Annotated in this window: 15 protein-coding genes; 9 read left to right on the forward strand and 6 right to left on the reverse strand. The window is 74.2% G+C overall.

Annotation, left to right across the window (positions count from 1 at the left end; all coding sequences use genetic code 11):
* The first annotated feature begins 19 nt into the window (after window positions 1-19).
* Window positions 20-952, forward strand: coding sequence for a hypothetical protein (locus KPL60_RS12930; RefSeq protein WP_226365954.1), 933 nt, complete (start codon window positions 20-22; stop codon window positions 950-952).
* A 7-nt stretch (window positions 953-959) separates the two neighbouring features.
* Here the strand turns inward: KPL60_RS12930 and KPL60_RS12935 are convergent, their stop codons facing one another.
* On the reverse strand, window positions 960-1427 hold the full coding sequence (locus KPL60_RS12935; protein ID WP_226355788.1) for a GNAT family N-acetyltransferase: 468 nt from the start codon (window positions 1425-1427) through the stop codon (window positions 960-962).
* A gap of 54 nt (window positions 1428-1481) precedes the next feature.
* Between KPL60_RS12935 and KPL60_RS12940 the strand changes: the two genes are divergently transcribed.
* Window positions 1482-2873: a mycothione reductase gene (locus tag KPL60_RS12940; protein WP_226355787.1), complete on the forward strand. Its 1392-nt coding sequence runs from the start codon at window positions 1482-1484 to the stop codon at window positions 2871-2873.
* A gap of 3 nt (window positions 2874-2876) precedes the next feature.
* Here the strand turns inward: KPL60_RS12940 and KPL60_RS12945 are convergent, their stop codons facing one another.
* Window positions 2877-3686, reverse strand: coding sequence for a 1-acyl-sn-glycerol-3-phosphate acyltransferase (locus tag KPL60_RS12945; RefSeq protein WP_226355786.1), 810 nt, complete (start codon window positions 3684-3686; stop codon window positions 2877-2879).
* Between the two features lie 350 nt (window positions 3687-4036).
* Between KPL60_RS12945 and KPL60_RS12950 the strand changes: the two genes are divergently transcribed.
* Genes KPL60_RS12950 through KPL60_RS12980 form a run of 7 tightly spaced genes read left to right on the forward strand, consistent with a single transcriptional unit; the run spans window position 4037 to window position 10799 of the window.
* Window positions 4037-4765 (forward strand): alpha/beta hydrolase, encoded by a 729-nt coding sequence (locus KPL60_RS12950; protein ID WP_226355785.1) that lies wholly within the window; start codon window positions 4037-4039, stop codon window positions 4763-4765.
* A complete protein-coding gene (locus KPL60_RS12955) occupies window positions 4762-6042 on the forward strand; it encodes an NAD(P)/FAD-dependent oxidoreductase (protein ID WP_226365955.1) in 1281 nt (426 codons plus the stop codon). The genes KPL60_RS12950 and KPL60_RS12955 overlap by 4 nt, the downstream gene beginning before the upstream one ends.
* Window positions 6039-6815: a DUF1365 domain-containing protein gene (locus KPL60_RS12960; RefSeq protein WP_226365956.1), complete on the forward strand. Its 777-nt coding sequence runs from the start codon at window positions 6039-6041 to the stop codon at window positions 6813-6815. Before KPL60_RS12955 ends, KPL60_RS12960 begins: the two co-directional genes overlap by 4 nt.
* Window positions 6812-8119 carry a cyclopropane-fatty-acyl-phospholipid synthase family protein gene (locus KPL60_RS12965; protein ID WP_226365957.1) on the forward strand — a complete coding sequence of 436 codons (1308 nt, stop codon included), beginning with the start codon at window positions 6812-6814 and terminating at the stop codon, window positions 8117-8119. Before KPL60_RS12960 ends, KPL60_RS12965 begins: the two co-directional genes overlap by 4 nt.
* Window positions 8120-8130: 11 nt before the next feature.
* The gene (locus KPL60_RS12970; RefSeq protein WP_226355781.1) at window positions 8131-9495 is read left to right on the forward strand and encodes a cyclopropane-fatty-acyl-phospholipid synthase family protein; all 1365 of its coding nucleotides are present in this window, start codon (window positions 8131-8133) and stop codon (window positions 9493-9495) included.
* Window positions 9492-10301, forward strand: coding sequence for a DUF1295 domain-containing protein (locus KPL60_RS12975; RefSeq protein WP_226365958.1), 810 nt, complete (start codon window positions 9492-9494; stop codon window positions 10299-10301). The genes KPL60_RS12970 and KPL60_RS12975 overlap by 4 nt, the downstream gene beginning before the upstream one ends.
* A gap of 33 nt (window positions 10302-10334) precedes the next feature.
* A complete protein-coding gene (locus KPL60_RS12980) occupies window positions 10335-10799 on the forward strand; it encodes a peroxiredoxin (RefSeq protein ID WP_226355779.1) in 465 nt (154 codons plus the stop codon).
* Window positions 10800-10823: 24 nt separating this feature from the next.
* Here the strand turns inward: KPL60_RS12980 and map are convergent, their stop codons facing one another.
* The 4 genes from map to KPL60_RS13000 all read right to left on the reverse strand — a co-directional run bounded on the left by map (window position 10824) and on the right by KPL60_RS13000 (window position 14741).
* Window positions 10824-11681, reverse strand: a complete 858-nt coding sequence (gene map / locus KPL60_RS12985) for a type I methionyl aminopeptidase (protein WP_226355778.1) — start codon at window positions 11679-11681, stop codon at window positions 10824-10826.
* A gap of 25 nt (window positions 11682-11706) precedes the next feature.
* Window positions 11707-12090 (reverse strand): DUF3054 domain-containing protein, encoded by a 384-nt coding sequence (locus tag KPL60_RS12990; protein ID WP_226355777.1) that lies wholly within the window; start codon window positions 12088-12090, stop codon window positions 11707-11709.
* 58 nt (window positions 12091-12148) lie between these two features.
* Window positions 12149-13981 carry a penicillin-binding transpeptidase domain-containing protein gene (locus tag KPL60_RS12995; RefSeq protein WP_226365959.1) on the reverse strand — a complete coding sequence of 611 codons (1833 nt, stop codon included), beginning with the start codon at window positions 13979-13981 and terminating at the stop codon, window positions 12149-12151.
* Between the two features lie 169 nt (window positions 13982-14150).
* Complete coding sequence (locus KPL60_RS13000) at window positions 14151-14741, reverse strand: CPBP family intramembrane glutamic endopeptidase (protein WP_226365960.1); 591 nt, start codon at window positions 14739-14741, stop codon at window positions 14151-14153.
* Window positions 14742-14804: the final 63 nt, after the last annotated feature.

The raw sequence follows: 14804 nt of genomic DNA on the forward strand, positions 1-14804 counted from the left end.
AACCCCGCGAGGAGCGCACGTGGACCACGCCGAAGCCGTCCGGATCTTCTTCGCCGCCGCACCGGAGGGGATCGAGGTGTCCGGCGCGGTGACCGGGGGCGCACCGGCCCGCCGGCTGCGCGACGCGCTCGAACCGGTCGCCATGCACGACGTCTGGTCCTCCCGGGTCGGCGACGCCGTCGGCGCCCGCGGCCTGGACTTCTTCACCGCCTACGTCGGCGGGCGCGGCGGACCGTTCGGCGGCCGGGCGCCCGGGGCGCTGGTCGCCGCCGCGTTCGCCGTGTTCGAGCCCGGGTTCGTCGGCTCCACCTGGGAGGACGCGCTGCGTCTGGTCGACGTCGAGGAGCTGCAGCGGCTGCGCGACGCCGAGACCGCCGCGAGCCTGCGCGCGGTCCTCGGCGACGAGACCGACACGGGCCGCGTCGCCGAGGTCGCCGGGATCCTGGAGCGCGCCGTCGACGCGGTGTCCGGCGCGGGCAAGCCGCTGTTCTCCGCCCTGCGTGCCCGGCCCCGCCCCCAGGACCCGGCCGGGCGGCTGTGGCGGGCCGCCGACCTGGTGCGCGAGCACCGCGGCGACGGCCACGTGGCCGCCTCCGTCGCGGCCGGGCTGGACCCGGTGCGGATGGGCATCCTCGCCGAGCTGTGGGTCGGCTACCCGCTCGGCGAGTACTCCGGCACCCGCGCCTGGCCGCAGGACATGGCCGACGCGGGCGCCCGCAGGCTCGCCGAGGAGGGCCTGACCACCTCCGCCGGGTCCGACGCCGCCCTCACCGACGACGGCCGCCGCTTCCGCGACCGGGTCGAGGCCGCCACCGACGCGTCCCAGGACGACCTGGTCGCCGCGCTGGGCGACGACCTCGACGGCGTCGCCGCCGACCTGGACCGCTGGTCGCAGGCCTGCATCGACGCCGGGCAGTTCCCGCCGGACCTGCGCAAGCGGGCCGCGGGCTGAGCCCCGCTCAGGAGCGGCGGCGCTCCATCGGGACGTGCGGGATGCCGTCCTCGACGAACCGCTCCCCCGCAGGCACGAACCCGTGCCGGGCATAGAACGGCTCCTGGACCTCCTGGGCGTCGAGCACGCAGGGGCGGTCGCCGACCTCGGCGAGCACCGAGTCCATCAGCCGGTGCCCCAGCCCGCGCCCACGCGCGTCGGCACGGGTGCAGACCCGGCCGATCCGCAGCACCCCGCCCGGGTCGGCCAGCAGCCGCAGGGTCGCGACGACCGTGCCGCCGTCGGCCAGCCAGTGGTGCCGGGTGCGCGGTTCGAGGTCGCGCCCGTCGAGCTCCTGGTAGGGGCACTCCTGCTCGACGACGAAGATCGCGGTGCGCAGTGCGAGCAGCGCGTACAGGGTGGCCGGGTCGAGGTCGGCGGCCCAGGCGCGGTGCAGGGTCGGGGTCGTCGCCGCGGCCGGTGTGGGAACGGTCATCTGCAGAGGGGTACCAGAGCGTCGCGGGCCCGCGGAAGCGGTTAGCCTCGCGACGTGGCCCACCATGATCTGGTCGTCATCGGCACCGGTTCCGGAAACACCTTCATCGACGAACGCTTCGCCGGTCTCGACGTCGCGATCGTCGAGCACGGGGTGTTCGGCGGGACCTGCCTGAACGTCGGCTGCATCCCGACCAAGATGTACGTCTACGCCGCGGACGTCGCCGAGACCATCCGGCACGCGCACACCTACGGCGTCGACGGCACCGTCGACAAGATCCGCTGGACCGACATCCGGGACCGGGTGTTCGGGCGGATCGACCCGATCTCCGACGGCGGGCGCTCCTACCGGGTCGACCGCAGCCCCAACGTCACCGTGTACTTCGGGCACGCCCGCTTCACCGGCGAGCGCGAGCTGGGCGTCGAGCGCACCGACGGCTCCGGCACCGACACCGTCAGCGGCGACCGGATCGTGATCGCCGCCGGGTCGCGGCCGAGCATCCCGCCGCTGGTCGGCGACGCCGGTGTGCCGTTCGAGACCTCCGACACCGTGATGCGCATCGACGACGTCCCGCGCCGGCTCGCGATCCTCGGCGGCGGCTACATCGCCTCCGAGTTCGCGCACGTGTTCTCCGCGCTCGGCGCCGAGGTCACCGTGATCGCCCGCGGGCCGAAGCTGCTGCGCCACCTCGACGACACGCTGTCCGACCGGTTCACCGAGGTCGCCACCGCCCGCTGGGACTGCCGGCTGGGCCGCCAGGTCACCGCGCTGTCCGGCGACGGCAGCGGCGGGCCCGGCGAGGTCGAGATCACCCTCGACGACGGCTCCACCGTCGTCGCCGACACGCTGCTCGTCGCCACCGGCCGGATGCCCAACGGCGACCGGATGGACCTGGACCGGGGCGGCGTCACCGTGCACGCCGACGGCCGGGTCGCCGTCGACGAGTACCAGCGCAGCGTCTCCGCCGCGGGCGTGTGGGCGCTGGGCGACGTGAGCTCCCCGCACCAGCTCAAGCACGTGGCCAACCACGAGGCCAAGATCGTCGGGCACAACCTGGCGCACCCGGACGACCTGCGCGCCACCAACCACGACTTCGTCCCGGCGGCGGTGTTCACCGAGCCGCAGATCGCCTCGGTCGGCATGACCGAGACCGAGGCCCGCGACGCCGGGTTCGACATCGCGGTCAAGGTGCAGAACGTCGGCGACGTCGCCTACGGCTGGGCGATGGAGGACCGCACCGGCATCTGCAAGCTGGTCGCGGAGAAGGGCACCGGACGGCTGCTGGGCGCGCACCTGCTCGGGCCGCAGGCGTCGACGCTGGTCCAGCAGCTGATCCAGGCGATGGTGTTCGGCCAGACCGTCTCCGAGATCGCGACCGGGCAGTACTGGATCCACCCGGCGCTGCCCGAGGTCATCGAGAACGCCCTGCTGGGGCTGGAGATCTGAGGCTCAGCCGGCGGCGCGCTCGGCCGGGTCGAGCGGCTCGCCGGGCGCCTCCGGACGCGGCCGCGCCTCCGGGTCGTACGTCGTCGCCGGGCGGGTCTCGCCGCGCAGCTCCTCGAGCAGCCCGGTCACCGCGTCCATGATCTTCGCGGTGGCCGCGTCGAGGGTGGTCTTCGTGAGCGGCTTCCCGGCGAACTCCGAGAGGTCCACCGGCGGGCCGAGCGCGACCGTGACCCGCTTGCGCGGGAACGGCGTCGGCTTCCCGTCGGCGGGCAGGAAGTCCTGGGTGCCCCAGTTCGCCATCGGGATCACCGGGGCGCCGGAGCGCAGCGCGATCCGGGCGACGCCGTTCTTCGGCTTCATCGGCCAGTGCCCGGGGTCGCGGGTGTAGGTGCCCTCCGGGTAGATCGCGACGATCTCCCCGCGCTCCAGGGCGTCGATCGAGCCGGTGAACGACTCCGCCGCCCGCTTCGACGACCGGTACACCGGGATGTGCCCGCCGTGCCCGAGCACCCACTTCACCACCGGCACCGACCACAGCTCGCCCTTGGCCAGGAACCGCGGGATCCGGCCGTGCGCGGTGCCGAAGGCGATGTCGAAGATCGGGTCGGAGAACGAGACGTGGTTGCCGACCAGCAGGGCGCCGCCGGTGCGCGGCAGGTGCTCCGCGCCGCGCCAGCCCAGCCGGGTCCCGAAGACGACGAACGGCCAGATCACCGCGATCGCGAGCCCGAACCAGAAGCCCGACCCGCGACGCCGGCGTCGCACCGTCGCCACGACCTTCTGCCACACCGTCAGCTCCGGTGGCACGCCCATCGTCGTCGTCCTCCCCGCCCGTCCGTCCACGGCGCCCGGTCCCGGGCACACGACCATCTTCGCCCCTCACGACGACCGGGTGCGTCCGTGGTCCTACCCACCCCGGCCGTGACCACGGGAGGTGACGCACACCTCACCCGTTCGAGCGATCCCCGCGTGCCGAGATGTCTCGACGAGCGAGATACCGCGGACCCGATCTAGGGTCGACGGGTACGCACCGGTCGCGGACCGTGTCCGGGCCGACCCGATGTGAGGACGGTCCCACCGACCGGCCACCACCGGGCCGCCGGACGAACACGCGCCGAGACCGTTCCGGTGCCCCGTGCACCCCGTCCCCTGCGAGGCGCCCCGTGCCCGATCCGAGTCCGTGGCTGGAGAACGCCGGCGACCGACACCCCGAACCGGCCGGTGTCGTGCTCGTCGCCCACGGCGGGAAGTCGCACTCCACGGCGCCCGCCCGGCGCGGGCTGGCCCTGCTGCGCATGCTGCCGTTCGCGCACTCCCTGGAGCGCGGCGGGCGCGCCCACCGGACCGAGGTGGGCTCGGGCGTCGCAGTGCACCTGCTGCGCTACCGGCTGAAGGGCTGGAACGGCCCGGCCATGGACGCCTACCGCGACGCCGAGTGGGCCGTCCACGAGCTCGCGCGCCGCTACCCGGGACGCCCGGTCGTGCTCGTCGGGCACTCGATGGGTGCCCGCGCGGTGCTGCGGGCGGCGGGCGCACCCGGCGTCGTCGCGGTGTGCGGGCTCGCCCCCTGGCTGGAGGGCTCCGACCCGGTCGACCAGCTCGCCGGACGGTCGGTGCTGATCGCCCACGGCGACCGGGAGCGGATGACCGACCCCGCCGCGTCCTACGCCTACGCCCTGCGCGCCCGGTCGGTGACCGACCGGGTCGCCCGCTTCGACGTGCTCGGCGACGGCCACGCCATGCTCCGCCGCGCCGGTGACTGGACCTCCCTGGTGCGACGTTTCGCACTCGGCGAGCTCGGGGCCGAACCCCGCGACCCGGTCATCTCGAACGCCATGGCGGAACCCGCCCCGGCCGGGCTGCGGGTCGCCCTCGAAGGAGTTGACAGGTGAGTGCACCGCAGGCGCGTCCGACCGTCGCCGTCGTCGGCAGCGGGGTGTCCGGTCTGACGGCCGCCTACCTGCTGTCCCGCAGCCACGACGTGACGCTGTACGAGGCCGACGCCCGCCCCGGCGGGCACGCCCACACCCACGAGCTGGCGTCGTCGGACGGAGGGACCACCCACGTCGACTCCGGGTTCATCGTCCACAACGACCGCACCTACCCGAACCTGCTGCGCCTGTTCGGCGAGCTGGGGGTGTCCACCCAGGACTCCGACATGTCGATGTCGGTGCGCTGCGACGGCTGCGGGCTGGAGTACGCCGGCGCCCGCAAGCTGGGCGGTCTGTTCCCGCAGGCCTCCAACGTGGCCCGGCCGGCCTACCTGCGGATGCTCGGCGAGGTCGTGCGGTTCCACCGGCACGCACGGCGGGTCCTGACCGAGGAGTCCGCCGGCGACGTGACGCTCGGGGCGTTCCTCGCGATCGGCGGCTACTCCCGCTACTTCGTGCAGCACTTCATGATCCCGGTGGTGTCCTGCGTGTGGTCGGCGGGCGCGGCGCTCTCGCTGGACTACCCGGCGCGCTACCTGTTCACCTTCCTCGACCACCACGGCATGCTCGGGATCGGCGGGTCGCCGCAGTGGCGGACCGTCACCGGCGGGTCCCGCTCCTACGTGGACCGTGTCGTCAAGCAGCTCCCGGCGGTGCGCACCGCGACGCCGGTCCGCTCGGTCCTGCGCTCGACCGCGGGCGTCGAGGTCCGCGACGACGCCGACACCGTCGCCGCGTTCGACCACGTCGTGCTCGCCACCCACCCCGACCAGGCGCTGGCGGTCCTCGGCGACGGCGCCACCGCCGACGAGCGGGCCGTGCTGGGGGCGTTCACCTACTCCCGCAACGAGACCTGGCTGCACCACGACACCTCGCTGCTGCCGCGCCGGCGCGGCGCCCGGGCGTCGTGGAACTACCTCAAGCCCTCCTGCGCCGACTCGACCGAGGCCCCGGTGCTGGTCAGCTACGACATGAACCGGCTGATGCGCCTCACCGACCCCGACGACTGGGTGGTCACCCTGAACGGCACCGGGCGGATCGACCCGGACACCGTCGTCGCGCGGATGACCTACGAGCACCCGGTGTACACGCCGGACTCGGTGGCCGCACAGCGCCGCCTGCCGGAGCTGAACACCCCGGTCACCGCCTACGCCGGCGCCTACCACGGCTGGGGCTTCCACGAGGACGGCTGCGCCTCGGGCGTGCGCGCCGCCCGCGCGCTCGGGGTGAGCTGGTGAGCACCCCGGCGCTCTACGACGCCGAGGTCCGTCACGCCCGCCGGCGCGACCTGGAGACGGCGTTCTCGCACCCGATCTACTACTGGCTCGTCGACCTGGACGCGCTGCCGCGGCTGCCGTTCTGGCTGCGCCCGTTCGCCCGCTTCGACGCCCGCGACCACCTCGGGGACCCCGAGCGCGGAATCCGGGAGAACGTCGACACCTACCTGGCCGCGCACGGCATCGACCTGGCCGGGGGCCGGGTCCTGATGCTCGCCCACGCCCGGGTGCTCGGCTACGTGTTCAACCCCATCTCGGTGTTCTGGTGCCACCGCGCCGACGGCACGCTCGCCTGCGTGGTCGCGGAGGTGCACAACACCTACGGCGAGCGGCACTGCTACCTGCTGCACCCCGACCCGTCGGGGCGGGCGGAGGTGGACAAGGAGTTCTACGTCTCGCCGTTCCTCACCGTCGACGGCCACTACACGATGCGCCTGCCCGAGCCCGGTGACCGGCTCGGCATCGCGATCACGCTGCACCAGGACGGTGCGCCCGCGTTCGTCGCCACCCTGGCCGGGATCCGCAGGCCCGCGACCACCCGGCAGGTGGCGCGCACGGTGCTGCGCCGCCCGCTGGTCACCCAGCGGACCGCGGCGCTGATCCGGCGCCACGGCATCGCGCTGTGGACGAAGCTGCCGGTCGTGCCGAAACCGGCCCGGCCACCACAGAACCGCGCGGGCCTCCCCGACGAACACTCCACACAGGATCAGCCTCAGGAAGGGCTCTCGCGATGACGATGCAGCACGACGGGATCGCCGTGCCGGTGACCGGCGGGGCGCGCGGCGCCCGGCCCCGCACCCACGCCGTCCCCCGCCCCAACGAGGGCGTGTGGCCCGGTCTGGCGACGCCGCCCGTGGCCCCGGCCAAGGCCCGGATCGCGGAGTCGCTGTTCCGCAACGCCGTCCGGTCGCTGCCGGTCCGTGTGGTGTTCCCCGGCGGGGAGCGCATCGGGTCCGGCGGTCCGTCCTCGCCGGTGATGCGGATCGAGCGGCCCTCGGCCTTCTTCCACCGGCTCGGCGCCGACTCGAAGATCGGCTTCGGCGAGTCGTACATGGTCGGCGACTGGACGACCACCGACCTGCCCGGGCTGCTCACCCCGTTCGCCGCCCGGCTGTCGACGCTGGTGCCGCCCGCCCTGCAGCGGCTGGGCCGCCGGTTCGCCGAGGCCCGCCAGCCCACCGCCGAGGTCAACTCGGTCGAGGGGTCGCGGGAGAACATCCACCGCCACTACGACCTGTCCAACGAGCTGTTCTCGCTGTTCCTCGACGACACCATGTCCTACTCCGCCGGCTGGTTCGCCGACGGTTCCGACGACCTCGTCCTCGCCCAGGAACGCAAGATCGACGGCATCCTGGACATGGCGGGCGTCGAGGCCGGGATGCACGTACTGGAGATCGGCACCGGCTGGGGCGGGCTCGCGACGCGGGCCGCGCAGCGCGGCGCCCGGGTCACCACGCTGACGATCTCGCAGGAGCAGAAGACCCTCGCCGAGGCGCGGCTCGCCGAGGCGGGCGTGGCCGACCGGGTGCAGGTGCTGCTGCGCGACTACCGCGAGGCCCAGGGCTCCTACGACGCCGTCGTGTCGGTCGAGATGATCGAGGCCGTCGGCGTCGAGTACTGGCCGACGTACTTCGCCGCGCTGGACCGGCTGCTCAAGCCGGGCGGCCGGGTCGGCCTGCAGTCGATCACCATGCCGCACGACCGGATGATGGTCTCCCGCAACGACTACACCTGGATCCACAAGTACGTCTTCCCCGGCGGGATCATCCCGTCGGTCGAGTCCATCGAGGACAACCTCGCCCGGCACACCGGCGGGCTGCACGTCGCCGAGCGCCGGAGCCTGGGCTACGACTACGCCCGCACCCTGGGCCACTGGCGCACCCGCTTCCTCGAGCGGTGGGACGAGGTCGAGGCGCTCGGCTTCGACGAGACGTTCCGGCGGATGTGGGAGTTCTACCTCGGCTACTGCGAGGCCGGGTTCCGCGTCGGCTACCTCGACGTCTTCCAGTTCTCGCTGCAGCGCCGCCCGTCCTTCTGAGAGGTGCCCCCATGACCACCACCCCCGCGGAGCGTCTCACCTCGCTCCTGGAGGACGTCCTCGGCGCCCCGCTCCCGGTGCGGCTGCGCGCCTGGGACGGCAGCGAGGCCGGCCGGACCGGCACCCCCGACGACCCGACCCCGCCGACGGTGATCGTCAACCGGCGCCGGGCCCTGCGCCGGCTGCTGTGGGCGCCGGGCGAGCTCGGCCTGGCCCGCGCGTTCGTCTCCGGTGACCTGTCCTTCGACGGCGACATCGCCGACGGGCTGTCCCGGTTCTGGCAGCTCGCGAAGCCCGGGACCGGCGCGGTGCGGCTCGACCTGCGCCAGAAGCTCGGCGCCCTGGGCACCGCGGCCCGGCTCGGCGCCGTCGGCACCCCGCCGCGGCCGCCGGCGTCGGAGGCCCGGCTGGGCGGGCGGCGGCACAGCCGTCGCCGCGACCGCGACGCCATCAGCCACCACTACGACCTGTCCAACGAGTTCTACGCCTTCCTGCTCGACCCGCAGATGGCGTACTCGTGCGGCTACTGGACCCGCGACGAGGGGCCCGGCTACGGCCTGGTCGACGCGCAGCGCGACAAGCTGGACCTGATCTGCCGCAAGCTCGGCCTGGCGCCGGGGATGCGGCTGCTCGACGTCGGCTGCGGGTGGGCCTCGCTGCTCGTGCACGCGGCCGAGCACTACGGCGTGCACGCCACCGGCGTGACCCTGTCCGCGCAGCAGCGCGACTACGGCGTCGAGCGCGTCCGCCGGGCGGGGCTGTCGGAGCGGGTGGAGATCCGGCTGCAGGACTACCGCGAGATCGACGACCAGCCCTTCGACGCCGTCTCCTCCATCGAGATGGGCGAGCACGTGGGGCAGGAGAACTACGGCGTCTACGCCGCGCAGCTGCACCGCATGCTGCGCCCGCACGGACGCCTGCTGCTCCAGCAGATGTCGCGCGGCTCGGTCGGGTCGAACACCGCACCCGGCGGCGGCGCGTTCATGGAGGCCTACGTCGCGCCGGACATGTACATGCGCCCGCTCGGTGAGACCCTCGGGTTCCTGGAGCAGGCCGGGCACGAGGTCGTGGACGTCCACTCGATGCGCGAGCACTACGTGTGGACGGTCCGACCCTGGCTGGAGACGCTGCAGGCGCACCGCGACACCGCGGTCCGGATGATCGGCGAGGAGCAGTGGCGCATCTGGCTGCTGTACCTGGCCGGTGCGGCGCTGGCGTTCGAGGAGAACCGGATGGGCGTGCACCAGATCCTGACCGTGCGCCCCGGCGTCGACGGCACCTCCGGGCTGCCGCGCAGCCGCACCGGGATCCTGGGGCTCGACCCGGCTGTCGGGTCCGCCCCGGCGGGCGCGCCGTCGCCGGCCGCGACAGCATGATCGGTGTGAACCCGTTCCCCTGGGCGGCCTGGGCCGTCAACCTCGGCGTCGCCGCTGTCGCCGTCGCGCTGCTCATGGCGCTGGCCTACGCGATCGGGGTGCGGCGCGGCCGGCACGACGGCGTCGACGTCGTCTGGGGGCTCGGGTTCGTGTGGGTCGCGCTCGTCACCGCGGTGACCGCGACGGCCCTCGACCCGACCGGCGACGGCTGGCGGCGCGCCCTGGTGGTCGTGCTCGTCGCGGTGTGGGGCGGGCGGCTGGCCCGCCACATCGCGCGGCGCAACCACGGGAAGCCCGAGGACCGGCGCTACGTCGACCTGCGCGAGCGCGGCTCGATCGGCCGGCGCGTCTACCTCACCCAGGGCGCGGTGATGTGGGTCGTCTCGCTGCCCGTCCAGGTCGCCCAGTACGGCACCGCGGCCACGGGATGGCTGGTCGCCGTCACCGTGCTCGGCGTGCTCGTCTGGGCGGTCGGGTTCACCTTCGAGTCCGTCGGCGACGCCCAGCTGGCCCGCTTCACCGCCGAGCCCGCGAACCGCGGCGAGGTGATGGACCGCGGTCTGTGGCGGTTCACCCGCCACCCCAACTACTTCGGCGACGCCTGCGTCTGGTGGGGTCTGGGCATCCTCGCCCTGCACCACCCGGCGGGGCTGATCGGCCTGGTCGGGGTCGCCGTGATCACGGCGAACCTGATGAAGGGCACCGGTGCGGCGCTGCTGGAACGCGACATCGCCGACCGGCGCCCCGGCTACGCCGACTACGTCCGCCGCACCAGCGGGTTCCTCCCGCTGCCCCCACGTTCCTGACCCACCCCCGCACCCGCGACCCGAGGAGACATCATGGCCGTCGGCGACACCGCCACCGACTTCGAGCTGCCCGACGAGGCCGGCGCACCGCGTCGGCTGTCCGACCTGCTGGCCGCCGGGCCCGTCGTCCTGTTCTTCTACCCGGCCGCGATGACCGGTGGCTGCACCGCCGAGGCCTGCCACTTCCGCGACCTCGCGGCCGAGTTCGCCGAGATCGGGGCGCAGCCGGTCGGGATCTCCTCGGACCGGCCGGACAAGCAGAACATGTTCGCCGCCGCGAACGGCTTCGGGTTCCCGCTGCTGTCCGACGCCGACCACACCGTCGCGAAGTCCTTCGGTGCCTACCGCGCCTGGCTGCCGGGGAACTTCCACACCCGCCGGAAGACGTTCGTGATCGGCGAGGACCGCGCGGTCCTCGCCGAGATCGGGTCCGAGACCGACATGAACAAGCACGCCGACGAGGCGCTGGCCCTGCTGCGCGAGCGCGCCGCCGCCTGACCCCGCACGCCGGGCGGACCCGCCTCAGGGCAGGGTCAGGATCTCCGCGCCGTCGTCGGTCACCACGATGGTGTGCTCGAACTGCGCGACCCACGACTTGTCCTTGGTGACGACCGTCCAGTCGTCGTCCCAGGTGTCGTAGTCGATACCGCCGAGGGTGATCATCGGCTCGATGGTGAAGGTCATCCCCGGCTCGAGGACGGTGTGCACGTCGGGCTGGTCGTAGTGCAGCACGACCAGCCCGGAGTGGAACTCGTGGGCGATGCCGTGGCCGGTGAAGTCGCGGACCACGCCGTAGCCGAAGCGCTTGGCGTAGGACTCGATGACCCGGCCGACGACGTTCAGCTCGCGCCCGGGGCGGACGGCCTTGATGGCGCGCATCGTGGCCTCGCGGGTGCGCTCGACGAGCAGCCGCGCCTCCTCCGACACCTCACCGGCGAGGAAGGTCGCGTTGGTGTCGCCGTGCACCCCGCCGACGAACGCGGTGACGTCGACGTTGAGCACGTCGCCGTCGTCGATCACGGTCGTGTCCGGGATGCCGTGGCAGATGACCTCGTTGAGGCTGGTGCAGCAGGACTTGGGGAAGCCGCGGTAGCCCAGCGTCGAGGGGTACGCGTCGTGGTCGACGAGGAACTCGTGGACCACGCGGTCGATCTCGTCGGTGGTGATGCCCGGGCGGACGGTCTCCCCCGCGAGCTGCAGCGCCTGGGCCGCGACCTTCCCGGCGTGGCGCATCAGCTCGATCGTCTCGGGCGTCTGGATGTCGCCGCGGCGGCTGCGTGCCGGGGCCGGCTTGCCGACGTACTCCGGACGCGGGATGTGCGACGGCACCTCGCGGATCGGGGTCGGGGTGCCGGGGACGAGCAGCGTGCGGGTCGACATGACCCCCATCGTACGTCCGGGACCCTCAGCGGGTCGGGGTGCGCGGGGCCCGCATCCGCGCGACGGCGGCGGAGATCCCGCGCCAGCCCAGCAGCAGGACCGCGAGCGAGATCGTCGCGACGATCGCGAACGACAGCGGAAGCCGCCCCAGGAACCCCAGCCGCAGCAGGAGCCCGACGACCACGGCCCCGGCGAGCACGACCGCCCCGGCTCGCAGCGACGCGGGCGCCGACCGCACCCACGGCGTCGCCCAGGCCGCCGCGGCGCCCAGCGCGAACGGCAGCGCGGTGCCGAGCAGGCCGAGCACGCTGTCGGCCTCGGCGTGGCTCAGCCTCCCGATGGCGGCGAACACCACGACGGCGACGAGGTCGGCCACGAACGCCAGGGCGGGGATCCGGCTGGGGTGCACGACGACCAGGGTAGGGCGCCCGACAAGACGTCGTCCCGCCGCCGCCCGGCCGGGTCGCTCAGCGCGGGACGCCGGCCAGGAAGCGCGCCGTCATCTGCACCGCGGGCCCGGACGACCCGCCGTCGACGATGAGGGTGGCGAAGGCCAGGTCACCGCGGTAGCCGGTGAACCAGCCGTGCGAGCGGTTGCTGCCGTCGGGGCCCGCGTACTCGGCGGTGCCGGTCTTGCCGTACACCTCGCCCTGCCCGGCGGCGGCCCGCGCCGTCCCGGAGGTGACGACGGCGCGCATCATCGGCCGCAGCTGGTCGAGCACCGCGCGGTCCGGGGTGCCGGGCGCGACGGCGGCCTCGGTCGTCGCCCCGCGGATCAGCGACGGCGTGACGGGCGCGCCGTGCTGGACGGTCGCCGACACCAGCGCCATGCCGAACGGGGAGGCGAGGACGTCGCCCTGGCCGAAGCCGTCGCTGGCCCGCTGCAGGTCGTCGGTGGCGGGCGAGACGGTGCCGGTGATCGTCGTCATCCCGGGGATCTTCCAGTCCGCGCCGAAGCCGAGCGCCTTCCCGGCGTCCGGGAGGCCGCCGGCGGGCAGGCCGAGGGCGAGCCGGGAGAACGTGGTGTTGCAGGACTGCGCGAACGCCTCGGTCAGCGGCACGGTGCCGAGCACGAAGGAGTCCTCGTTGGGGATGGTGCGCCCGTCGATGACGGTGGTGCCGGGGCACTCGACCGGGGACTGCGGGGTGAGGTTCTCCGCCGGCATCGCCCCGTACGCGGTGACGATCTTGAAGGTGGAGCCGGGCGGGTAGCGGCCGGTCAGGGCCAGCGTGCCGTCGCGGTCGGCGGCCGCGTTCTGCGCCACCGCGAGCACCGCCCCGGTGGACGGCCGGATCGCGACGATCATCGCCTGCTTGGAGTCGGCGTCGACGGCGGCCTGCGCCGCGTCCTGCACGGTGCGGTCCAGCTCCAGGGTGACCGGCTTCCCCGGCCCGGCGGGCTGCCCGGCCACCGAGCGGACGGTCTCGCCGCGGGCGCCGACGACGTCGACCGACCAGCCGGGCGTCCCGCCGGCGGCCTTCTCGATGTCGGCGCGGGCGCCCTGCATCAGCTGGCCCGCGAAGCCCTGGTCGGGCGGCAGCAGCCGCGTCGAGGACACGAACCGGACGCCGGGCAGGTCGTAGATGCGGTCGCGGACCCGCTGGTAGTCGGGCTCCCGCAGCACGACGACGGTGTAGGCCTGCCCGTCCGGCACGGCGTTCGCGCCCGCGGTGATGCTCGACGCCGTGATCGCGGGGTCGATCGTGCCCAGTGCGGAGCCGAGCCCGGCCGCGGCCTGCCCGACCTGCGCCTTGTCCAGGGTGACGGTGACGACCGGGGTGGGCGCGAGCAGCGTGGCCCCGCCGGCGTCGAGGACGGGCGCCGGGGCGGCGGTCACGGTGCGGGTCACCGGGCGCTGGCCGTCGGTGAGCCCCGGCGCGAACGCGGCGGGCGACCAGTCGACCGCCCAGCCGGTGTCGTTGCCCGCGACGTCGTCGGCGGCGACGAGCGGCAGGTCCAGGGTGTAGTTCCAGGCCCGGCCCTGCCCCAGGTCCCAGGCGACCTCCACCGTCGACGTGGCGCGGTCGCCGTCGGTGCGGGTGCCGGTCACCCGGGCGGTCATGCCGGCCGGGGCGAGGTCGTCGCGGGACTTCTGCAGGTAGGCGCCCGCCGTCTCCGCGTCCGTGGTGTAGACGGCCGCACCCGGCGCGTCCCCCGCGGCCCAGGCCGTGACGTACCGCTCGGCGGTCGTCCCGGCACCACCCCAGGGGCGCAGCAGCGCCACCACGACACCCACCGCGACGAGCACGACGATCGCGGCGGCCAGGACCAGGGGGCGCTTCCGCAGGGTGGCGATCACGATCAGCGAGTATGCCGCGCCCGGTGTGAGGCCCGGGTGTCCGGGCGCCCCGTCAGTCCTCCGCCGCGGCCAGGGTCTCGCGCACGGTGCGGTCGGATGAGCTCCCGGAGCGGGACGTCCTCGTCGGGCACGGACCGACGCCGTCAGGCGCCTGGTAGGTGCCCGTCGCTCACAGCACCCCGGCGAACGCCAGCGCGACGACCTGGGCCATGGCGTTGTGCACCAGGTGCGTGACCACCCCCGGCCACACCGAACCGCTGCGTCGTCGCAGCTCACCAGCGACCAGCCCGACGACCAGCGCCGTCAGGAACACCACGTTCAGCCCGTGCGCCAGCGCGAACACCACGGCACTGCCCACCACACCGACGACGGCGCCGTAGCGCAGCAGCGCCGAGGTGACCACCCCGCGGAACAGCAGCTCCTCCCCCAGCGGAGTCAGCACCGCGAGGAACAGCAGCGACAGCGCCACCGACCAGGCCCCGCCGCTGCCCGCGTCGGCGTAGGCGCCCTGGATGTTCTCCGGCTCGATCCCGAGCGCGACCATCCCGACCACCAGCAGCCGGCTGACGACGAAGGCCAGGACCGCCCCGGCGGCGCCGAGCAGCAGCCAGCGCACGGTCGTCGCCCGCACGCCGAACTCCGGCAGCGGGCGACGCCGGACCGCGACGGCCGCGGCGAACCCGGCGATGCCCGCGATCCCCGACAGCGCCGCGAGGAACAGGCCCCCGGCGAGCGGACCGGGGTCGAGGGTCCGCAGCACCAGCGGTCCGCCCCCCGTAGGCGACGGCGGCCAGCACGACCAGGCCGACGACGACCTCCACCC

It is taken from the genome of Pseudonocardia sp. ICBG162, from assembly GCF_020496225.1.
Classification (GTDB): Bacteria; Actinomycetota; Actinomycetes; order Mycobacteriales; family Pseudonocardiaceae; genus Pseudonocardia; species Pseudonocardia alni.

Excerpts from the sequence above, each read along its gene's own strand:
- KPL60_RS12975 (WP_226365958.1), top strand. The coding sequence starts at position 9,492 with ATGATCGGTGTGAACCCGTTCCCCTGGGCGGCCTGGGCCGTCAACCTC.
- KPL60_RS12945 (WP_226355786.1), bottom strand. The coding sequence starts at position 3,686 with ATGGGCGTGCCACCGGAGCTGACGGTGTGGCAGAAGGTCGTGGCGACG.
- KPL60_RS12935 (WP_226355788.1), bottom strand. The coding sequence starts at position 1,427 with ATGACCGTTCCCACACCGGCCGCGGCGACGACCCCGACCCTGCACCGC.
- map (WP_226355778.1), bottom strand. The coding sequence starts at position 11,681 with ATGTCGACCCGCACGCTGCTCGTCCCCGGCACCCCGACCCCGATCCGC.
- KPL60_RS12965 (WP_226365957.1), top strand. The coding sequence starts at position 6,812 with ATGACGATGCAGCACGACGGGATCGCCGTGCCGGTGACCGGCGGGGCG.
- KPL60_RS12970 (WP_226355781.1), top strand. The coding sequence starts at position 8,131 with ATGACCACCACCCCCGCGGAGCGTCTCACCTCGCTCCTGGAGGACGTC.
- KPL60_RS12980 (WP_226355779.1), top strand. The coding sequence starts at position 10,335 with ATGGCCGTCGGCGACACCGCCACCGACTTCGAGCTGCCCGACGAGGCC.